12 protein-coding genes are annotated in these 21,518 nt (G+C 61.2%); 7 read left to right on the top strand and 5 right to left on the bottom strand.

What is annotated here, in order from left to right:
• Nucleotides 1-58: 58 nt before the first annotated feature.
• Nucleotides 59-2,242 (bottom strand): DNA helicase II, encoded by a 2,184-nt coding sequence (uvrD, locus tag CGA22_RS06695; RefSeq protein WP_041023441.1) that lies wholly within the window; start codon nt 2,240-2,242, stop codon nt 59-61.
• A gap of 253 nt (nt 2,243-2,495) precedes the next feature.
• On the opposite strand from uvrD, the gene CGA22_RS06690 reads away from it, so the two are divergent.
• The 3 genes from CGA22_RS06690 to CGA22_RS06680 all read left to right on the top strand — a co-directional run bounded on the left by CGA22_RS06690 (nt 2,496) and on the right by CGA22_RS06680 (nt 6,700).
• A complete protein-coding gene (locus tag CGA22_RS06690; protein WP_188258521.1) occupies nt 2,496-5,369 on the top strand; it encodes a putative bifunctional diguanylate cyclase/phosphodiesterase in 2,874 nt (957 codons plus the stop codon).
• A gap of 140 nt (nt 5,370-5,509) precedes the next feature.
• The gene (gene hexR, locus CGA22_RS06685; protein WP_003187110.1) at nt 5,510-6,376 is read left to right on the top strand and encodes a transcriptional regulator HexR; all 867 of its coding nucleotides are present in this window, start codon (nt 5,510-5,512) and stop codon (nt 6,374-6,376) included.
• 114 nt (nt 6,377-6,490) lie between these two features.
• Complete coding sequence (locus CGA22_RS06680; protein WP_024777835.1) at nt 6,491-6,700, top strand: PA3496 family putative envelope integrity protein; 210 nt, start codon at nt 6,491-6,493, stop codon at nt 6,698-6,700.
• On the opposite strand, the gene CGA22_RS06675 is transcribed toward CGA22_RS06680, so the two are convergent.
• A complete protein-coding gene (locus CGA22_RS06675; protein WP_041023440.1) occupies nt 6,642-7,604 on the bottom strand; it encodes a LysR family transcriptional regulator in 963 nt (320 codons plus the stop codon). The genes CGA22_RS06680 and CGA22_RS06675 overlap by 59 nt on opposite strands.
• A gap of 187 nt (nt 7,605-7,791) precedes the next feature.
• Between CGA22_RS06675 and CGA22_RS06670 the strand changes: the two genes are divergently transcribed.
• Together CGA22_RS06670 and oadA are read left to right on the top strand one after the other, a co-directional pair.
• Complete coding sequence (locus CGA22_RS06670; RefSeq protein ID WP_024777837.1) at nt 7,792-9,207, top strand: acetyl-CoA carboxylase biotin carboxylase subunit; 1,416 nt, start codon at nt 7,792-7,794, stop codon at nt 9,205-9,207.
• A gap of 12 nt (nt 9,208-9,219) precedes the next feature.
• Nucleotides 9,220-11,028, top strand: coding sequence for a sodium-extruding oxaloacetate decarboxylase subunit alpha (oadA, locus tag CGA22_RS06665; protein WP_041023439.1), 1,809 nt, complete (start codon nt 9,220-9,222; stop codon nt 11,026-11,028).
• Nucleotides 11,029-11,227: 199 nt separating this feature from the next.
• On the opposite strand, the gene CGA22_RS06660 is transcribed toward oadA, so the two are convergent.
• From CGA22_RS06660 to CGA22_RS06650, 3 genes are all read right to left on the bottom strand, one after another.
• Complete coding sequence (locus CGA22_RS06660; protein ID WP_041024536.1) at nt 11,228-13,399, bottom strand: autotransporter domain-containing protein; 2,172 nt, start codon at nt 13,397-13,399, stop codon at nt 11,228-11,230.
• A gap of 208 nt (nt 13,400-13,607) precedes the next feature.
• Nucleotides 13,608-14,444: an amino acid ABC transporter permease gene (locus CGA22_RS06655; protein ID WP_041024535.1), complete on the bottom strand. Its 837-nt coding sequence runs from the start codon at nt 14,442-14,444 to the stop codon at nt 13,608-13,610.
• Nucleotides 14,441-15,262: an ABC transporter substrate-binding protein gene (locus CGA22_RS06650; protein WP_041024534.1), complete on the bottom strand. Its 822-nt coding sequence runs from the start codon at nt 15,260-15,262 to the stop codon at nt 14,441-14,443. The genes CGA22_RS06655 and CGA22_RS06650 overlap by 4 nt, the downstream gene beginning before the upstream one ends.
• Nucleotides 15,263-15,375: 113 nt before the next feature.
• Here CGA22_RS06650 and CGA22_RS06645 point away from each other — a divergent pair, with 113 nt between their 5' ends.
• Together CGA22_RS06645 and CGA22_RS27100 are read left to right on the top strand one after the other, a co-directional pair.
• Nucleotides 15,376-16,275 carry a homocysteine S-methyltransferase family protein gene (locus CGA22_RS06645; protein ID WP_188258520.1) on the top strand — a complete coding sequence of 300 codons (900 nt, stop codon included), beginning with the start codon at nt 15,376-15,378 and terminating at the stop codon, nt 16,273-16,275.
• A 233-nt stretch (nt 16,276-16,508) separates the two neighbouring features.
• Nucleotides 16,509-21,461, top strand: coding sequence for a dermonecrotic toxin domain-containing protein (locus tag CGA22_RS27100; RefSeq protein ID WP_223194688.1), 4,953 nt, complete (start codon nt 16,509-16,511; stop codon nt 21,459-21,461).
• Nucleotides 21,462-21,518 lie beyond the last annotated feature (57 nt).

The raw sequence follows: 21,518 nt of genomic DNA, 5'->3' as shown, positions 1-21,518 counted from the left end.
GACTGACACTATGCCATCGCGAGCAGGCTCGCTCCCACATGAAGTGTCGAGAAACCTTCTAGATTGCCTCGAGCTTGGCGTACCCCAGCATCAGCCATTTACTGCCTTCGCTGAAGTTCACCTGCACCCGGGCCTGGGCGCCGGCGCCTTCGAAATTGAGGATCACGCCATCGCCGAACACCGAGTGCCGCACGGCCTGGCCGAGGCTGAAGCCGGTCTCCGGGATGTCGCTGCCGCCGAACAGGCTGCTGGTGCCGTGCTGTTGGCTGCCACCGAACGGACGGCTGACACTGTTGGACAGGCGCACTTCCTGAATCAGACCTTTCGGCACTTCACGCACGAAGCGCGACACCTTGTTGTAGGTCTCACTGCCATACAAGCGTCGGGTCTCGGCGTAGGTCAGCACCAGGTTTTGCATCGCCCGGGTAATGCCGACATAGGCCAGGCGGCGTTCCTCTTCCAAGCGTCCCGGCTCTTCCAGACTCATTTTGTGAGGGAACAGGCCTTCTTCCATGCCCACCAGGAACACATAGGGGAATTCCAGGCCCTTGGCGCTGTGCAGGGTCATCAACTGGATGCTGTCTTCATGCTCCTCGGCCTGGGTGTCGCCGGCCTCCAGGGAGGCGTGGCCGAGGAAGGCCGCCAGGGGCGACAGGTCCGCGTCTTCTTCGGTGTTCTCGAAGTTACGGGCGGCGCTGACCAGTTCCTCGAGGTTTTCTACCCGGGCCTGGCCTTTCTCGCCTTTTTCCGCTTCGTGATAAGCAATCAGGCCGGACTGCTCGATGACGGTCTGGGTCATCAAGTGCAGTGGCATTTCTGCACATTTGGCGGCCAGGTCCTCGATGAGGTCCATAAAGGCCTTCAGTGCGCCGGCGGCACGACCGGTCACGCCTTTGTTGTCGACCAGCAGGCGCATGGATTCCCACATGGACACATGGCTGTGGCGTGCATGATCGCGGATCGCTTCGACGGTCTTCTCGCCAATGCCCCGCGTCGGTACGTTGATCACTCGCTCCAGGGCTGCGTCGTTGCCGCGGCCTTCGAGCAGGCGCAGGTACGCCATGGCGTTCTTGATTTCGGCGCGTTCGAAAAAGCGCTGGCCGCCGTAGATGCGGTAAGGGATCCGCTCGCGCAACAACGCTTCTTCCAATACCCGCGACTGGGCGTTGGAGCGATACAGGATGGCGATGTCACTGCGGGCCAGGCCGGTTTTCAGCGCGCTCTCAATGGTTTCCACCACATAGCGGGCTTCATCGTGTTCGTTGAAGGCGGCATAGAGGTTGATGGCTTCGCCTTCGCCGCCGTCGGTCCACAACTCCTTGCCCAGACGCCCGGTGTTGTTGGCGATCAGGGCGTTGGCAGCCTTGAGGATACCCGCCGTGGAACGGTAATTCTGTTCCAGGCGGATAACTTCAGCGTCAGGAAAATCCGCCGAGTACTGATGAATGTTCTCGATTTTGGCGCCGCGCCAGCCGTAGATCGACTGATCGTCGTCACCCACCACCATCAGGCTGTCGCCGCCTTTGGCCAGCAGGCGCAACCAGGCGTATTGCACGGCGTTGGTGTCCTGGAACTCGTCCACCAACACATGTCGGAAGCGCTTCTGATAGTGCGCCAGCAGCCCTGGATGATCACGCCAAAGGTCGAGTGCCCGCAGCAGCAGTTCGGAAAAGTCGATGACCCCGGCGCGCTGGCACGCGGCCTCGTAGGCTTCGTAGATGCTGCGCATGGTCGCCAGGAACAGGTCGCCACTGGCCTGGATGTGCTGTGGGCGCAGGCCTTCGTCTTTCTGGCCGTTGATGAACCATTGGGCCTGGCGGGCTGGCCAGCGCTGCTCGTCCAGCCCCAGCTCGCGGATCACCCGCTTGACCAGTCGTTGCTGGTCGTCGCTGTCCAGGATCTGGAAGGTCTGGCTCAGGCCGGCTTCCTGCCAATGGGCCCGCAACAGGCGGTGCGCCAGGCCGTGGAACGTACCGACCCACATGCCGGCCGGGTTGATGCCCATCAGCTGTTCGATGCGGTGGCGCATCTCGGCAGCGGCCTTGTTGGTGAAGGTCACCGACAGGATCGAATGGGGCGAGGCGTTCTCGACCTGGATCAACCAGGCGATACGGTGCACCAGCACCCGGGTTTTACCGGAACCGGCACCGGCCAGGACCAACTGTCGACCCACGGAGGCCGCTACGGCCTGGCGTTGGGCATCGTTGAGGGAGTTCAGCAGAAGAGAGAGATCATCGCGCATCGGCGCATTCTAGGGTGCGGCGGCACCCCGGGCAAACCAAGCTTTACCTCAGCCGATAAAAGACCGATTGGGATGACCGGTCAGTCACGGGTGCAAGCGGCGGCAAAACACGCTTGAAGGGGCTGTCGTCCAATGAAATAGCGACATTTTTAGACATTTTTGTGAGCGGGAGCAGTGTGGGATGGCCTCTGGCTTGTGTATGCTCGGTGCTCGTTTCGGGTTCTCCGTGCCCCTAAGAACAAGAACAGTGCCTATGACCCTCAATTCCGATCTGGCGGGCCCCTCTGTGGAACCGCGGGTCATCTGCAAGCAGTACGCCACGGAGATGGCTGTAGAGCGTACACGGTTGCTGTACCAGGGCTCGCTGCTGCCCACGTTATTCATGCTGGTCAACGGCCTGGTCTGCGCCGCCCTGTTGTGGGGGCCGTCGCACTATTTCCTGGTCAGTGTATGGCTGATCTGGCTGTTGTCGCTGGTGGCCCTACGGGTGATACAGGTCGCGGCCTTCGATTCGGCGATTCCCAGCCGTCAGGCGCACCCGATCTGGTTGCGTATGTTCCTGCTCGGGTCGGCGATGACTGGCCTGACGCTGGCCGGGGCCGGCATCGCGCTGGTTCCGGCCGACAGCTTCCAGCAACAGGCCTGGGTGTTCGGCCTGATCGGCGCAGCCACCCTGTCGGCCAGTGTCGCCTATGCCGTGAGCCTTCCGGCATTTCTATCCTTCACCTTGCCCTGCCTGTTGCCAGCCATCGGTTACCTCTTCTGGGGCGGTGACGAACAGCAGCGCGGATGGGGCTGGCTCGGTCTGGTGGTGCTGGTGTCTCTGAGCGTGGTGGCCTGGCAGGTCAATCGATTGATGCAGCGGGGCATGCTGCGTCGGTTCCAGAATCAGGCGCTGATCGAGCATCTGCAACAGACGCAAATCCGCGGCGCCCAGCTTAACGAGGCCCTGGCCCGGGAGGTCGAGCAACGTCGTCTCGCCGAGGAACAACTGCGTGCGGCCCAGGTGGGCCTCGAGGTGCGGGTCGCCCAGCGCAGCCTCGAACTGCAGGTAGCCAGTCAGGCCTTGAGCAAGAGCGAGGCGCGTCTGGCTCTGGCCCTCAAGGCCAGTGAGCTGGGCCTGTGGGACTGGAACCTGCAGACCGATGAGGTCCATCACACCCAGCTCAAGGAACTGCTGGGCCTGGAGCCGGAATACATCACGGCGATGCTCAGCCACCTCACGCCACGCCTGCACCCCCAAGACCTGCCGGCGCTCAAGCGAGCCCTGGTCGAACACCTCAAGGGCCGTAGCGAGGATTATCAGATCGAATACCGCATCCGTCACGGTGATGGCCATTGGGTCTGGATTGAAGACCGTGGCCGGGCCGTGGAGCGCAGCGTCAGCGGTCGGGTGCTGCGCATGGTCGGCACCCGAAGAAACATCAGCGTCAGTAAAGAGCTGGAACAACAGCGGCAACTGGCGGCCACGGTGTTCGAGGCCGCCAGCGAAGGCATCGTGATCTTCGACCCCCACTATGCGCTGCTCGCCGCCAACCAGGCGTTCACCCGGATTACCGGTTTCAATGTCGAGGACATGCTGGGGCGTAACGTCGTCGACCTGCCGTGCAGCCGCGATGCGCGCCGTCACTATCCGGTGATTCGCCAGGCACTCAAGCTGCAGGGCACCTGGCAGGGTGAACTGGTGGAAGCGCGGGCCAATGGCGAGTTGTATCCCCAGTGGCTGCAACTGAGCATTGTCCGGGATTCCCGGGGAAGCGTCAGTCATATCGTTGGCTTTTTCGCCGATCTGTCGGCCAGGCGCGAATCCGAAGAGCGGATGCGCTATCTCACCCATTACGACGAGTTGACCGGACTGGCGAATCGCTCGTTGTTCCGCGAGCGCCTGCAGGAAGCGCAGCAGCGGGTGCGCCAAGGCGGGCGTCGCAGCCTGGCCTTGCTGCACATCGATCTGGACCGCTTCAAGCTGCTCAACGACAGCCTCGGCCACGACATCGCCGACCAGTTGTTGCAGAAGATGGCCCGGCGCCTGATCAATGCGCTGCCGGAAGCCAATACCATCGCCCGGTTGTCCGGCGATGAGTTCGCGGTGCTGTTCGATGCCTATGGCAATCTCTCAAGCCTGGCGCGCATGGCAACGCGCTTGTCCGCCAAGTTGCGCTTGCCACAGACCATCGAAGGACACGAGCTGGTGGTCAGCGCCTCCATCGGGATCAGTCTGCTGCCCGACAACGCGCGGGATGTTGCCACCCTGGTCAGTCAGGCGAACATGGCCATGCAACATGCCAAGCACTTGGGTGGCAACAACTTCCAGTTCTACACCGACAGCCTCCAGGCCAGTACGCTGGAGCGCCTGCAACTGGAGAATCAATTGCGCAAGGCTCTTGAAGAGCAGCAGTTGAAGGTCTTCTACCAGCCCAAGTTGTGCCTGGCGAGCGGTCGTCTGAAGGCGGCGGAAGCACTGGTACGCTGGGACCATCCGGCCATGGGCAGGGTGCCGCCGGGGCATTTCATCGGCCTCGCCGAGGAGACCGGATTGATCGGACCCATTGGCGAGTTCGTATTGCGCCAGGCCTGTTGGCAGGCATGTGAATGGCAGCGCCAGGGGCTTGCACCGATCCGGGTGTCCGTGAATCTGTCTGTGCATCAGTTGCGCCAGGGCAAGGTCGTCAGCCTCGTGCGCCAAGTGCTGGAAGAAACCGGCCTGGCTCCCGAATACCTGGAGTTGGAGTTGACCGAGAGCCAGTTGCTCGACAGCGTTGAACACATCATCGCCACCTTCCAACAGTTGCGCGACCTTGGGGTCAAGCTGGCGATCGACGACTTTGGCACCGGCTATTCGTCCCTGAGTTACCTCAAGCGTATCCCGGTGGATTACGTGAAGATCGACCAGGCGTTCATCCGTGGGCTGGAGGAGGGTGGCGAGGACGCGGCCATCACCCGGGCGATCATCGCCATGGCTCACGGTCTATCGCTCAAGGTGGTGGCCGAAGGTGTCGAGCGGCCGGGACAGCTCGAATTCCTGAAGGCCGAGCGTTGCGACGAAGTCCAGGGCTACCTCATCAGCCGTCCTGTCGAGGCCGAGGGCCTGGCTGCCTTGCTGCGGGCCAATGAAGACGGTTTATAGCGCCTGACTGCTACATGGCGTGCATGCGGCATGAAATCGGGATATCGAGTTACGTATTGGGCGGGCAAAAAGGCAATTCCTGTAGTATAACTACAAACTTGCTACATCCCGGCCACTGCCAATAACAAGAGTCCATCCCCTTGAACCTGTTGCAACACATCGCCCAGTCACGCCACCTGCTGCGCAAATCGGAACTGAAAGTCGCCGATCACGTACTGCTTGATCCTGCGGCCGTGATGCACAGTTCCATGGCCGATCTTGCCCACAGTGTCGGCATCAGCGAACCGACCATCGTGCGCTTCTGTCGCGCCATCGGTTGCTCCGGTTTCCAGGACCTGAAACTCAAGCTGGCGCAGAGCCTGGCGGCCGGTGCGAGTTTCGGCCAGTTTGCGATCCATGAAGACGATTCGGTCGCCGACTACAGCCTGAAGATCTTCGACACCACCCTGCACACGCTCATGGAGGTTCGCGAGAAGCTCGACCCGGTGGCACTGCAGAAAGCGGTCACGGCCATGTCCCAGGCCCAGCGTGTCGAGTTCTACGGCTTTGGCGCGTCGGGCGCGGTGGCGGCGGATGCGCAGCACAAGTTCTTTCGGCTGTTGCTCACGGCGGCCGCCTATTCCGATCCGCACATGCAGGCCATGTCGGCGGTCACCCTGAAGCCCACCGATGTGGCGATCTGCATTTCCCAGTCGGGGCGCTCCAAGGATCTGTTGATCACCGCCAACCTGGTTCGCGAGAGCGGCGCCTCGCTGATTACCCTGTGTCCGAGCCAGACGCCATTGGCCGAACTCTCGACGGTAAACCTGGCCATCGACGTGCACGAAGACACCGAGATCTACACGCCGCTGACCTCGCGCATCGCTCACCTGGTGGTGATCGATGTGCTGGCGATGGGCGTTGCCATGGCCCGCGGGCCAAGCCTGGTCAACCACCTCAAGAGCGTCAAGCGCAGCCTTCGCAGCCTGCGGCTGTCGCCCAAGTCAGTGAAGGCGTTGGATGATTAGAAGCTGCAAGAGGCCACTCATAGCAACATTCATCGTTCTGTAACCCGCGCGCCGCCAAATCGTCATCCCGTATTGTCATCGTGAAACTCCCGTATACGTCTTGGGAGTCTCGACATGACCCAGTCCTACGAAGAACGCAGCGCCGTCAAAACCCGCCGTCAACAGGAAGACCAGCGCCGCATGGCGTTTCGTCGCGCGATCGAAGACCGTTATGAGCAGCGCCAGCTCCTGGCGGAAATCAGCGAATATCCCGACGTCACAGAATTCAATTACTGGCAGGCAACGCCGGCGGCTTCCCGTCGAAACGCTCAACCAGGCCAATGATCTGAGCGCGCTCGCCACGCACAAATGCCAGGAAGGCGTGGGCCACCGGTGACAGTCGTTTCGCCCTGGCTTGTACCAGGCACCAACTGCGGTACAGCGGCAGTTCCTCGACCGGCAACTCGATGAGCGCGCCGGACGACAGCTCCCGACTCACGGCGTGGCGCGTCAACAACGCCACGCCCAGGCCCGCCACCACGCATTCGCGTTGGGCTTCCGCTGACGCCACCTCCAGCGTCTGGGTGAAATGCACCCGTTTCTCCTTGAAGTATTCCTCGCAGGCCAGTCGCGTGCCTGATCCCGGCTCGCGCAGCAGCAACGTATAGGGCTCCAGATCCTGCAAGCGCAGCGGGCCCATGTGACACAACGGATGATCCGGCGGCGCCACGGCCACGATCGGATTGTTGAGGAACGGCAGGAACTCCAGCCCCATGTCCTGAGGCACCATGGACATGATCACCAGGTCGTCCCGGTTGTCCGAGAGGCGACGGATGACTTGCCCGCGATTGACCACCGTAAGGCTCAAGTTGACCTCCGGGTGCTGGCGCTTGAACGCGGCAAACAGGTGCGGCACGAAATATTTGGCGCTGGACTCCACCGCCAGCTTCAGCTGACCTTGCAGCGAACCCTGCATGTCCGAGAGTTGCATGTCGAGGTTTTCCAGGCGTCCGAAGATGTCCCGGCTGGCGCGTTGCAGGGCTTCGGCGGCTTCGGTCATGTAGAGCTTTTTGCCAACGTACTCAAACAGCGGTTGCCCAATCAGCTCTTCCAGGGATCGAATCTGTAGGCTGACGGCCGGCTGAGTGAGAGACATTTCATCGGCTGCGCGGCTGTAGGACCTCAGGTCGCACACCTCGTTGAAAATCTGCAATTGACGCAATGTCATACGCATCAATGACTTACGCATTTTCTAGCCACTCTGGTTCACCACGGGTAGATCAACTATAAGTCTTCCCTTATGCCTGACCCAATAAATATTCATTTTTGTTAATCAACGGCCGGGACTAGTGTGGTGCTGCGACCGATTGTTACATCTGGTCACGCGTCGGCCTGAACCTCAGGCCGTGGTATCACCGGCTCAAGGGAACCTCCAATTGATAAAAAAGATCCTGATCGCCAACCGTGGTGAGATTGCCGTCCGCATCGTGCGCGCTTGCGCCGAGATGGGCATTCGCTCGGTCGCGGTCTATTCCGACGCTGATCGCCATGCCCTGCATGTCAAGCGCGCGGACGAGGCCCACAGCATCGGCGCTGACCCGCTGGCCGGCTACCTCAACCCGCGCAAACTGGTGAACCTCGCCGTGGAGACCGGCTGCGATGCCCTGCATCCCGGTTATGGTTTCCTCTCGGAAAATGCCGAATTGGCGGACATCTGCGCCGAACGCGGAATCAAATTCATTGGTCCTGCGGCGGAAGTCATTCGCCGCATGGGCGACAAGACCGAAGCGCGCCGCAGCATGATCAAGGCCGGTGTGCCGGTTACGCCGGGCACCGAAGGCAACGTGTCAGGGATCGAAGAGGCCTTGGCCGAGGGTGACCGGATCGGTTACCCGGTGATGCTCAAGGCCACGTCCGGCGGCGGCGGTCGGGGTATTCGACGCTGCAACAGCCGGGAAGAGCTGGAACAGGCTTTCCCTAGGGTCATTTCCGAAGCCACCAAGGCATTCGGTTCGGCGGAAGTGTTCCTGGAAAAATGCATCGTCAACCCCAAGCACATCGAGGCGCAGATCCTGGGTGACAGTTTCGGCAACGTGGTGCATCTGTTCGAACGGGATTGCTCGATCCAGCGCCGCAACCAGAAGCTGATCGAAATCGCCCCCAGCCCGCAACTGACGCCCGAGCAGCGCGCCTACATCGGCGACCTGTCGGTGCGCGCCGCCAAGGCCGTGGGCTACGAGAATGCCGGCACCGTGGAGTTCCTGCTCGCCGAGGGCGAGGTGTACTTCATGGAAATGAACACCCGGGTGCAGGTGGAACACACCATCACCGAGGAAATCACCGGTATCGACATCGTTCGCGAACAGATCCGCATTGCGTCCGGGCTGCCGCTGTCGGTCAAGCAGGAAGATATCCAGCACCGTGGCTTTGCCTTGCAGTTCCGGATCAACGCCGAGGACCCGAAGAACAACTTCCTGCCCAGCTTCGGCAAGATCACCCGCTACTACGCCCCTGGCGGCCCCGGCGTGCGCACCGATACGGCGATCTATACCGGCTACACCATTCCACCGTTCTACGACTCGATGTGCCTGAAACTGGTGGTCTGGGCGTTGACCTGGGAAGAAGCCATGGACCGAGGCCTGCGCGCCCTGGATGACATGCGCTTGCAGGGGGTCAAGACCACTGCCGCGTACTACCAGGAAATCCTGCGCAACCCGGAATTCCGGAGCGGCCAGTTCAACACCAGCTTCGTCGAAAGCCACCCTGAACTGACCAACTATTCGATCAAGCGCAAACCCGAAGAGCTGGCCCTGGCCATCGCCGCCGCCATTGCCGCCCACGCAGGCCTGTAAGGAATCATGACCATGTCCAAGAAGATCCACGTTACCGACACAATCCTGCGCGACGCCCACCAATCGCTGCTCGCCACCCGCATGCGCACCGAAGACATGCTGCCCATCTGCGACAAGCTCGACAAAGTCGGCTATTGGTCGCTGGAAGTCTGGGGCGGCGCGACGTTCGACGCCTGCGTGCGTTTCCTGAAAGAAGACCCGTGGGAGCGCCTGCGCCAACTGCGCGCCGCGCTGCCCAATACCCGTCTGCAAATGTTGCTGCGCGGCCAGAACCTGTTGGGCTATCGCCATTACAGCGATGACGTGGTCAAGGCGTTCGTGGCCAAGGCCGCGGTCAACGGCATCGATGTGTTCCGTATCTTCGATGCGATGAACGATGTGCGTAACTTGCGCGTCGCCATCGAGGCGGTGAAGGCTGCCGGCAAACATGCCCAGGGCACCATCGCCTACACCACCAGTCCGGTGCACACCATCGACGCTTTCGTGGCCCAGGCCAAACAGATGGAAGCCATGGGTTGCGACTCGGTGGCGATCAAGGACATGGCCGGTTTGCTGACCCCGTACGCCACTGGTGAATTGGTGAAAGCCTTGAAGGCCGAGCAATCGTTGCCGGTGTTCATCCACTCCCATGACACCGCCGGCCTGGCCGCGATGTGCCAGCTCAAGGCTGTCGAGAACGGCGCCGACCATATCGACACCGCCATCTCCAGCTTTGCCTGGGGCACCAGTCACCCTGGCACCGAATCGATGGTCGCGGCCCTCAAGGGCAGCGAGTTCGATACCGGCCTGGACCTGGAATTGCTGCAAGAAATCGGCCTGTACTTCTATGCAGTACGCAAGAAGTATCACCAGTTCGAAAGCCAGTTCACCGCAGTGGATACCCGTGTCCAGGTCAACCAGGTACCCGGCGGGATGATTTCCAACCTGGCCAACCAGCTGAAAGAGCAGGGCGCGCTGAACCGCATGAACGAAGTGCTGGCGGAAATCCCGCGAGTACGCGAAGACCTCGGCTTCCCGCCATTGGTTACGCCGACCTCGCAGATCGTCGGTACCCAGGCCTTCTTCAACGTGCTGGCCGGCGAGCGCTACAAGACCATCACCAACGAAGTGAAGCTCTACCTGCAAGGCGGATACGGCAAGGCGCCGGGCGAGGTGAACGAGAAGCTGCGTCGCCAGGCTATCGGTAGCGAGGACGTGATCGACGTGCGTCCGGCCGATCTGCTCAAGCCGGAAATGACCAAGCTGCGCGGCGAAATCGGTGCACTGGCCAAGTCCGAAGAAGACGTGCTGACCTATGCCATGTTCCCGGATATCGGGCGCAAATTCCTTGAAGAGCGTGAAGCCGGCACCCTGACTCCGGAAGTGCTGTTGCCGATCCCTGAGGCGGGCAGCGTGAGTTCGGCGGGCGGCGAAGGCGTACCGACCGAGTTCGTCATCGACGTTCACGGCGAAACCTACCGCGTCGACATCACTGGCGTCGGCGTCAAGGCCGAAGGCAAGCGTCACTTCTACCTGTCCATCGATGGCATGCCGGAAGAAGTGGTATTCGAACCGCTCAATGAATTCGTCAGCGGCGGCAGCAGCAAGCGCAAGCAAGCCTCTGCACCTGGCCACGTCAGCACCACCATGCCAGGCAACATCGTCGATGTGCTGGTCAAGGAAGGCGACGTGGTGAAGGCCGGCCAAGCCGTGCTGATCACCGAGGCCATGAAAATGGAGACCGAAGTACAGGCGGCCATCGCCGGCAAGGTCACCGCCATTCATGTGGCCAAGGGCGACCGGGTCAATCCGGGCGAGATCCTGATCGAGATCGAAGGCTGAGCTAACAGCCTCGATACATCGCTTTAACCTCGGGGGGGCATGTGCTCCCCTTTTTTTTTGTGCAAATGCCTGCCCCACACACCGAACCCCTGTGGGAGCGAGCCTGCTCGCGATAGCGTCAGGTCAGCCAGTATCGATGGCGGCTGTTACACCGCTATCGCGAGCAGGCTCGCTCCCACAGGGTGTGCTCCCTTATCGGTCAGAACATCATCCGCCAGTGGCCCATCAACGCCTGGCTACGGTTGTCGTTGCCCGTTTCCCCGCTATAGCCCAGCCCCAGCGTATGCCAGGGTGACACCGCCAGGTCCAGTCCCGCTTCGAGGAGCAGGCTGTCGCGGTCCAGCTCGGTGCCTTCCACCCGATAGGTACTGCCGCCGCTTACCAGGCCCTGGCGAGAACGGCCGGTGACGTCGCCGTAGAGGTGTTTCCAGCCGACATTCAGACGAGGCGTCCACTGCATGCCGCGATCCAGGGCAAAAGGTCGGGCGAGGCGCAGGCCGAGGTTACTGCTGTAAGCGTCCTGGGTCTGGCTGTGGACCTTCAACGCCGCGTCCCCGCCTTTTTCCTGATAGCGGTCACGTTGATAACGTTGATAGCCCAGGTGGGCATAGGGTTCGACCTCGACATGAGCGAGGTCGAAGCGGTAGCCCATCTGCCCAAAGACTTGCTGCGTATTGGCGTCGTAACGACCCTTGAGGCGATCACTGAAACCATTGAAGGTCACATGACGTTTGGTACTGCCGTCATGGTCGCCATAAACGGCGCCCAGCCGCAGCGCCAGCGGGCCGTCCTGGCGCAGGGCGTATGCCCCCAGGTACCAACTGTCGAGTCCGCCGTCGAAGCGGTGGCCGTCCAGCCGTGTCTGGGTCTTGCTGCCGATGATGCCCAGGCGCCATTCAGGGCTGACCGCCCAATCGGTCCCCAGCATGAGCCCCGTTGTCGAATGTTTGAGGGCATCGCTTCCCCATTGCCTACCGACAACCCCGCTGTTGCCGATGGCCTGGACCCAGACCTGGCCGTCGACGTGCGCATCTTCGGGATGTCTTCGGCCCATGGCCGAGAGCATCCCGGTGCTGATCGGAGCACTGCTGCTCAGGGTGGCGTTGGCGAGGTTCGCGGTGTCATAACCCGTGAGCTGGTCGATAGCGTCGGCAGCTGTGAATATGTTGGTGCCCAGCAAGGCGTTGATGGCGGCGTTGGGTTTTGCGGCGGGTTGGGCGGCTGGCGCCGGAGCGGTAGGTGTTTGCGCAACGGCCACAGTTCTCGCTGGCTCGGCAGGCCTGGGTGGTGGGGCTATGGTAGGCGCTTGCACATCGGGCGACGCAACCGATTCAACCGGCTGTGGCTCTTCGATGTGGACTGCGAATTCGCGCCCGTTTTTGGAAGCTGCTAGCGACTCAACCGGAACATCGTTGCGTGCATAGGTCAGATTGACCTGCGTCTCCAGGTAGTGGGGCGTCGCTATCATGAATGCCAGGTCGCTGGTGACCTGTCCGAATTCGCCTTCGACCTTGGATGCGTTGATAACGGTATGATCGCGTGTGCCGACATACTCGCCCGGTGCGGAACTGATTGTCAGCGCCGCGTTGTTCAGGGTCGCGATGCCCCCGACCGTGATCGTGGCGCTGTTTCCACGGGCATCGACGCCATAGACAAGCTCTGCGCCTTGCGACAGCTTGAAGTCCTTTGCAATGGAAGGCGCGCCCATTGCCGGACCGACCTCCAACAGCCCCGCCACGTCGAGACTCTCCACCGCTCCGCTACCGCTGAATCTTCCAGTTTCTGCCACAACGACAGCCCCAGCGATGCCCGAGTTTGTCATGTGGGCGCTGGGTGCTATGAATACGCTTCTGGCGACAGTGCCCTGATTGTCGAAGCCGCCCAGAACGTGCACTTCGCCACCGAGATGCCCAGTGTTGATCAGCTTGGCTTTCGGCTCAATCAGGCTTCGGCCATCGAAGCCCAGGACGTTTGACCATTCCCCTCGCTTGACATGCAGGTCCTGGAAATTGCGTACCTCATCCAGCTTGCCGCCTGACACGGTGTCCAACTGCAGGGCGTTGATTCCGCCTCCGCCGTCGACAAGGCCCATGAGCTTGCCACGTCCGCTCACCGTCACCAGATCGTCGTCGCTGCCCGTTTCCAGCGCGAGCCCCTTGGGGCCGTTGAGGGTCTTGGTGACCTTGGTGTGTTTTGTCTGCGGTGCGCTGGCGAACGTCTTGAGGCGGGCTTGCATCTGGGCGGTCGTTTCCGGGGGCGAGGCCGGACCGTCATCGACCATTGGTTGAGCCATTGAAACGTCGGCGCAACCGAGCACCAGGGCAATCGCCAAGGCGAGGTATTGGGGTGGGAATACGTGTTGGATTGGCATTGAATGCGGCCTCTCGTAAGGGAGTCCGCACTTTAAAAATTCATCCTTGGAGCGCGATGCCAGCCATCGCTGCGCCTGCGGCGAGAGATCACGACGAAAGCCGTAGGCCGGTTGCACGCGAAACAGCGCCTCGTCGCGTCAGCGTTCACGGTACGTGGCGTTGCCCTACATCACTCTCGGAACGGTCCGTTTGACAGCGATAGGGCTGTCAACTGCGCTTGAGGTACGCCTTCCCATAATGCCGCTCCATCCGCGCCTGGATCAGCTCCAGTGCGATGGACATCAGCCAATAGATGATCGCCGCCGTGGTGAGCATTTCGATGTAGCGATAGCTGGAGCGACCATAGGACTGCGCCAGGAACATCACCTCCCAGACGCCCATTACCGAGATCAGGGAGGAGTCCTTGAGCATGGAGATGAACTGGTTGGTGGTCGGCGGGATGATGGTGCGCATGGCCTGGGGCAGGGTGACGCGCCAGAAGATCACGGTTTCGCTCAAGCCCAGCGCCAGCGAGGCTTCGCGTTGGCCGTGGGGGACGCCGAGGATGCCGGCGCGGAAAATTTCGCTCAGGTAGGCGCCGTAGTTCAGCGACAGGGCAATGATCCCGGCGGTGACGGCGCCTGGGACCACGCCCAGTTGCGGCAGGCCCAGGTAGATCAGCAGGATCTGGATCAGCAGTGGCGTGCCACGGAAGAACGACGCATAGAAACTGGCAATGCCGAACGCCACCGCACTGCTGGACAGTCGTGCCAGGGCTGTGATGAAGCCCAGCAATGACGACGCGACGATCGAACACAGGCACAGGAACAGCGTCAGCACCGCGCCTTGCAGAAAGCCGTTGGGGGCCAGGTGCAGGCCGATCAGGTTCGGCAACTTGTCCAGGATGATCGAGAACTTCAGGTCGAAGCCCAGGAAAAAACTCGCGAACAGCACCAGCATGGCCGCCCAGGTCAGGTACAGCCGTGTGCGAAAACCGAAGATTTTCTTCAGGCGCGACTCAGCCACCGCTTGCGGTGGCTGAGAAGGGGGCGGGAAAGAGGTCATTGAGTGATGTCGGCGCCGATCCATTTCTGCGAGAGTTTGCTCAAGGTGCCGTCCTGTTTCAACTGGGCGAAGACTTCACGCACCTTGCTGTCCCACTGGGCATCGCCCTTTTCGATGGCCACCGAATTCGGTTCGGAGTACAGCGGCTCGCCGGCCAGTTTGAAGCGCTTGTCTTCGGTCAGGCGTGGCTGTGCAGTCACCAAGTTGGTCAGCACCGCGTCCAGGCGTACCCCGGCGCCCAGGCCCAGGTCCTGGAAGGCCACGTTGTCGGTGTCGTACGGGGCGATCTGCACATTCTCGAACGGATAGCTCAGTTGGGTATCCTCGGCGCCTTCGATCACCAGGTTCTTGTTCAGGTAGCTCTCGTAACTGGAGGCACTGGTGAGGCCGACTTTCTTGTCGCTCAGGTCCTTGGCGCCGTGGATACGGTCGTCCTTGGCGTTGACCACGATCACCGCCGGCGAGGCGTAATACTGCACCGGGAAATCGAACACTTCGGCGCGGGCCTTGCTCGGTGTCATGGAGCAGATGCAGATGTCGTAGCGCCCGCTCCAGTGTCCGGCGGCGATCACGTCCCAGGACGGCGTTTCCAGGCGCAGCTTTACGCCCAGCTTCTGCGCCACGGCTTTGGCCACGTCGACGTCAAACCCGTCGAGCTGGTTCTGATCGTTGAGAAACGAGAAGGGCGGGTAGCTTTCCATCAATACGCCGACCAGTTCTTTTTTCTGCTCGATACGGTCCAGCGTGGTGCCGGCGAATGCTTGCGACGAGGCAGCCAGCAGAGTCAGGCCCAGGGCCATCAATGGTTTAAGTTTCATGTAAGGCCCTGGCTGAAAATACAGGTTGTGGTTAACCGAAGAGTGCGTATTAAATAGTTATAAGAACAACTCCGGTAGTGAGTTATTTTCATAAGCTTATGAGTGAATCGCATATGGGCTCAGCAACGACAGTCATTCTCGACGGCGGCATGGGCCGCGAACTGCAACGCCGTGGCGCGCCGTTCAGGCAGCCCGAATGGTCGGCGTTGGCCCTGAGCGAAGCCCCCCAGGCAGTAGAGGCCGTGCACGCAGCCTATATTGCCAGCGGGGCCAATGTCATCACCAGCAACAGCTATGCCGTCGTGCCGTTTCATATTGGCGAGGCGCGTTTCGCCGCCGAAGGCCAGGCTCTGGCAGCGCTGGCCGGCGAGCTGGCCCGGCGGGCGGTGCAGGCTTCCGAAAAGGCAGTGCGTGTCGCCGGCTCGCTGCCGCCGCTGTTCGGCTCCTATCGGCCTGATCTGTTCGATGCTTCCCGTGCCAGCGAGCTGCTGGCGCCCCTGGTGACCGGCCTGGCGCCCCATGTCGACCTGTGGCTGGCCGAAACCCAGAGCTCGACGGTAGAAGCGAAGGCGATTCACGCCGGATTGCCCCAGGATGGCAAGCCGTTCTGGCTGTCGTTCACCCTCAAGGACGAAGACACCGATGAAGTGCCGCGCCTGCGTTCCGGCGAGCCGGTGGCAGACGCCGCGGCCGTCGCGGCCGAACTGGGCGTCGAGGCGCTGCTGTTCAACTGCAGCCAGCCGGAAGTGATCGGCGCTGCGATCGATGCCGCCCGGCAAACCTTCGAGCGCCTGGGGGTGAAGATCCACATCGGCGCCTACGCCAACGCCTTCCCGCCGCAACCCAAGGAAGCGACCGCCAACGACGGGCTGGACCCACTGCGTGAAGACCTCGATCCACCGGGCTACCTTCAATGGGCGGCGGATTGGCAGAAACGTGGGGCCAGTCACCTGGGCGGTTGCTGCGGGATCGGCCCGGAGCATATTGCGGTGCTGGCGCAAAAGTTGGCGTGAGCCGGTAGCGCATCATCGGTTGATCGATTGTCATCGCGAGCAGGCTCGCTCCCACAGGTTGGAATGCATTCCCCTGTGGGAGCGAGCCTGCTCGCGATAGCGGACTTCAGCGGTCCAAAAATATCAGCTTACGTTTCCCTCCCAGTTCCACTGCCCTCTATACATATGTACGTCATCTCAAGGCGAACGGCGCGATAGGGTCCGGGCTCTTCAATCAGAACCGGACCATTGAGATGTCGATTTCCCCCAAGGATGAACCGGGTGTTGCGTCACCTATACCTCAATCAGAAACGATCGATGCCCAAGCGAAGGAACAGCTCAGGCAACTGGACTTGCTGGACACCCACCAGATACAGCTGACCCATCTGTTCGCAGCCGTTCCTACCTTCGACCGGGTGATGGGCGCGCTGCTGGTCGGCCTGCTCAAGGCCAGGATTCCCGCCAGGAAATTTCGTGCATCGCTGCTTCCTGACATCGAACCGGATCAATGCTATGTGAGCCGCTTCACCACGAACCCGGCCGGTGGGCGCGTCCTGACCGCCTCGGACAGCTTTACCCACGTCATGCGCAACGGTTTGCTCAGCGACACGGCGCCTGACTTCCAGAACGGTGGCGTCGGGTTCTTCACCCGCCCGGACTCCCTGGACGAGGCCGACAGCCTTTTTGCCGGCCCGCCGGACAAGGACACGTTGAGGTCCATGGAATCCGCGTTCTATCTGGCCCAGCCGACCACGAATGAACGGATGAAGCGGCAGTTCCGCGACGAACTGACGCTCTTTCGCCAGCGCAAGGGCTGGGAGGTATTGCCAGGCGTGGCGTCGTCGTCCACCACCGAAGCTGCCCTGGCGCAGTTGTTGGCCCGGCGCTTTCTGCATCTTTTCGACCTGTACAAAGCCGATCGGGATCCTGCCGCTCAGCTCAGCCAGGGCGAGCGAATCCAGCAAAGCGATGAAGACCGCCTGCTGGACATCATCACCACCCATCCTTCCCAGGCGGATAGAAGTCGCCTGTTGCGAGCACCGGTTCCCCATGTCTATGCGGTCATGCTCGATAGCGGCGCGGCGCAGCCGCAAAAATGGCCGGCCGCGATGGTGATCAAGTTTACCGGCCGGCCATCGCTGTTCCTGTATTCCCTGGAGCATGGGCTTCAGCGCTTCAACGCTTTCCAGGACCTGGTCAGGCAGGTATTTCCCACCCTTGAGAGCCAGGCGTGCAGGATCCAGGACATTTCCGTCGAACTGTCCGGGCATGTGTTCGAAGTGGCGGCGGCCGACCTGCTGCAGATGCAACGTGCGGCGCTGGAGAAAGTCCTGGATGCGCCAGGGAACGAAACGGTGACGGTGAGTGACTTTGCCCGGCAAACCGAAGATGCCCTTGGCTTGCCCCTGTTGTCACTGGTCGGGCCACTGGCGGCCCGTCAGGAAACCTTGGTGGAAAACCGTCGTCCCGGCTTTTACAAGTCCGCGACGTTTGCCGAGCGAGCCCACTATCGCCGTCTCGAAACAAAGGTATTCGATGCCATCTATACGCTGGGCAGCGATATTCCGACGCTGGTGCAGTTCGCTCGCCGGAAGATCAAGCAGTACCTCCAGCAAACCATCCATCCGCAGATCGACGTGGATCCGGACCAGACCCTGGTCAGGCTGTTCTACGGTGATCGGGCCAGCCCCAGGCAGTCCCGTACCAGCAGCTTGACCCAATTGATGCTCGACAATCTGCGGCCGCGGCAATACCCGAACGCCATGCGCGAAGTGTTGGCGGTCTACCTTCTCGATCAACACGGTCAACGTATCCGGCATCCGGAAAACGGTTTCCTGATCACGGTGACTGGGAGTGAGCTGGCCAGGATGGCGGCCAGCCTTGATGTCGGTGGCAATTATGAAATCCTGCTGCGCCAACAAATGAATGAACCCCGGTACAAGGCGGCCTGGCAGGCGTCGTACCTGGCCCACCTGGAATTCAAGAGCTATGAGGCTGCACTCAGGGGCGATGCGGTGTTCCAGGCCAGAGTGACCGATCCGGTTGCCAAGCCAGCCCATCCGCGCAAATTGCTGGCTAGCTGGCTGGAGGCGGTCCTGCAATCACCCACGGCGGCGAATCGGGCCTGGGTGGGCGGACGCAGGGTTCACGTCCACGGTCTTCTCCTGGGCGGCAGCATCAGCGCGCAAGGTGGTACGCCGCGCAACGCGCTCGGCATCGATGGTGTGCTGATCTTTTCAGACCAGCCTGGGCCGGACATCAAGGGCACCGTAGGCGTGTATTTGCCGGACAGCCCCCAGGGCAATGACCTGCAAGAGTTTTCCGACCTGAGCGATGGCATTACCGGGCTGCTGCAACAGGAAGAATGGCAAGCGTATTTCCGTTCGCGCATTTCCGCCCTCGATCCAGAGGAGATAAAGCGCGCCTTGGGGCAGCACCGCGGTCGCCCTCTGATCAGTGGCGTCTTGATCGCCGATGATTGGCTTGAGCGTTTTCACCGGGCCCACGTCAACTTCCACAGCGCCTATGCGGATCACCGCTCCAACAGCAACCGGGACATTGGCCTGCAGACCGTCGCGCGGCTGGTGATGATGACGGTTGAAATTGTCATGGACCTGGCCGGCCTATTGTTGATTCCCGGTTTCCAGATGCTGGCCCGTGCCGTCAGGACCGGCCTGTTGGTGCTCAGGACCGGTGCCGTGCCAACGAATACGACGACACTGGCGTTCGTCCACGCGGTGGCAAACACCCGGAAGGCTATCGGCTTCGGTGGCGTGAGCGTCAACGTGCGAGGGCGCTCCTCTTTCCTGGCGATAACGGCTCGACAAAATCAATCTGGAGCACGGTTTGGCTTGCCCTTGGAGGAAACGCTTTATCGCCGCTATGCCGTGGCGGATAGGTCGGTGCTCCGGGGAGTGTCAGCGGATGCCCGGGGCTTTTATCGCCCCACGATCACGGACAGCGCCACGGGGCGCACCGCCCGCCAAGTGTATGTGCAGCAACCCGATGGCACGGTATTCCGGGTCCATGACCACACGCCGCTCAAGGCCATCGAGGCCACCATTGTCGACCCGGCGACGGGCTTGAACATCCGCTCCAGTGGCGTGATGAGGAGCACGGTGGCCCGTGCGCCCGATGGCCAGTGGCACGCCGTGGGCTTTGGCCTGGGCGGAGGGGGCAAGCGCCCGAGCGGGGGGCCGCCCCAACCGGGCCCGTCAGCCCCCAAGCAACCCTCGACATCGCTTCGCGCGGTGGCCGAGCTGATCCGCACACCCAACGAGTGGGACGTCGAGATCATGGATCTGGTCCCGTCACTCATCACTCGTGTTCCAAGCTGGCCGCAAAATCGCAGCTTGTTGATCATCGATCAACGGCGTGGACGCCGGGACTGGTCGATACGCTTTACCCCCGGGCAAGAGGAAAGCGGCTATCCGACGGGCGTGCATCCGCTCAGGTCCAACACTGACGTCGTGCTGATACGCACCGGTGAAAATCATTACACCTTAAGGTTGGCTGATAACACTGACGTCACGTTCGCTGCCGACGGCAATTGCTTCTTCAATGCCGTCGCTCGGGGACTGAACGAGGGGCAGCCCCAGCCAACGTTTTCGATGCAGGGGCTGCGCAATGAAACAGCCGCTTATATCGATCTGCACCCGGAGATGAGTCAGTACCTGGTGTCACCGCCCACCGGTTTGCAGCAGGCGCTGGCGGATAACGCACGCTCCCTGGAGCAATTGTTGGGCAAGGCTGCGGTGTATGACGTGAGTCAGATTGTCTATGGCACGCGCAACCCGCATAACCTGTTTCGACCGTTGGTGCATTTCTTGAACCTGTATGCCGACGACATGGTGCGCAGGACCTTGAGCCAAGCCCGGCAAGCCGACTTGCCACCCGAGATCCTGCAACACATCGGTAGCTACTTGTCCCCCAGGGCTCCGGGTCGTCCGATACTGAGCAGCATTCCTTACTACACGCAAACCGATCGATCCGTGCGGACCTTCTTCGAGGACACGCTACTGCGCCCCGTCGAAAGCTCGGAGATTGAAGAACTGCTCAACAATGAACACCTCATGTTCTCCCAGGATGTGATTCATATCATGCTCGAGTACGGGGTCAGGGCCCGGGAACTGACCGATCATCATCCCAAGAACAGTCTGGCGTATGTTCTCTACGACGATGCCCTGCACGGTCATCTCGACGAAACGCAGCTAGAGGAGCTGCTCAATGGTGCCTATCTGGTGGATCGCGATGATCTGAAAAAGGCCAAGAGACGGTACGAGCAAGAGACCGGCAATGCCATGGATGACGACTCGGCGTTGTTGGAGCAGCACATCTATTACGACCGCGCCGAGGACCTGGCCGACCTGCTCACCGTGGCGCTCGGGCGATTTCCTATATTGCAGGCGCGGGCAAATATTCTTCTCAAATCCCAGGTGATCGCTTCCAACCTGGGTGGCCTGTTTCCCGTGAGTCTGCTTTCACAGTGGATACGCAACCCGAGCATATCCGACACGCGACTTCAGCTCATCGGTGATTATGTCAGTGGCCGTTATGACGAATTGACGAAGTACGCCGGCGTCGATATCAACTGGATGCGGCCGTTCGATGACTGGAACCTGAGCAGTCTGTTCACGCATCGGCAGGCTTTACTGGACTTCTTCAACTTTCTTCAGGAGGCCCGGTATATCAAGGACAGTGACTTATCTGCAGTCGCCAGGCTGTTTGGCACACCAGGGCGGCCGCTTTCGAATAGCCGGGTCGCTCTCCTGTTCAGCAGGCCGAACCTGTGGACGTCCATTCGAGCGATGCGTGGGATCTCGCGGGAAAGCGCCAGGGCCATCTGGCAGGATTTGACCGGCCCGGCGTTCAGCGACAGCAATATTCGATTCACCCTGGGGCGGCCCGGCTCGCTCAACAGCGAGTCGGCTTTCGCGGGTGCATTGATAGACAGCCTGGTCAATGAAGAGGCCCGGGCGCATCAACTGATCATGGGGTCGTACACCATGAGCGAAAGACAGGCCCAGTACTTTCTCTACAATTTCGATTTCTCGCAGAGCCCGGCGGGGTACAGTCGGCTGGATTTCGCCAGTTATGTGAGTGCTCATGGCGCGATACCGCAATGGGCCTGGCCCTATGCCCGAAGTGCGGTGACACCCGAGGTGCTCAAGCCCTTCCTGGCCACCTGGAAACCGCCTGAGTCCTGACAGCCGGCCTCGATCGATCGTCATCGCGAAGGGATTCGCGGTGGCGATCATCCATCA

The sequence above is a fragment of the Pseudomonas sp. PSB18 genome (genome assembly GCF_014596565.1).
Classification (GTDB): domain Bacteria; phylum Pseudomonadota; class Gammaproteobacteria; order Pseudomonadales; family Pseudomonadaceae; genus Aquipseudomonas.
Note: the sequence above shows the minus strand (reverse complement) of the source record. Positions and strands in the feature narration are given on the sequence as shown.

Bases quoted from the DNA above. Each gene is read 5' to 3' on its own strand.
- CGA22_RS06675 (WP_041023440.1), bottom strand. From the start codon at position 7,604: ATGCGTAAGTCATTGATGCGTATGACATTGCGTCAATTGCAGATTTTC.
- CGA22_RS06645 (WP_188258520.1), top strand. From the start codon at position 15,376: ATGGGCTCAGCAACGACAGTCATTCTCGACGGCGGCATGGGCCGCGAA.
- uvrD (WP_041023441.1), bottom strand. From the start codon at position 2,242: ATGCGCGATGATCTCTCTCTTCTGCTGAACTCCCTCAACGATGCCCAA.
- CGA22_RS27100 (WP_223194688.1), top strand. From the start codon at position 16,509: ATGTCGATTTCCCCCAAGGATGAACCGGGTGTTGCGTCACCTATACCT.
- CGA22_RS06655 (WP_041024535.1), bottom strand. From the start codon at position 14,444: ATGACCTCTTTCCCGCCCCCTTCTCAGCCACCGCAAGCGGTGGCTGAG.
- CGA22_RS06690 (WP_188258521.1), top strand. From the start codon at position 2,496: ATGACCCTCAATTCCGATCTGGCGGGCCCCTCTGTGGAACCGCGGGTC.
- oadA (WP_041023439.1), top strand. From the start codon at position 9,220: ATGTCCAAGAAGATCCACGTTACCGACACAATCCTGCGCGACGCCCAC.
- CGA22_RS06660 (WP_041024536.1), bottom strand. From the start codon at position 13,399: ATGCCAATCCAACACGTATTCCCACCCCAATACCTCGCCTTGGCGATT.
- CGA22_RS06650 (WP_041024534.1), bottom strand. From the start codon at position 15,262: ATGAAACTTAAACCATTGATGGCCCTGGGCCTGACTCTGCTGGCTGCC.
- CGA22_RS06680 (WP_024777835.1), top strand. From the start codon at position 6,491: ATGACCCAGTCCTACGAAGAACGCAGCGCCGTCAAAACCCGCCGTCAA.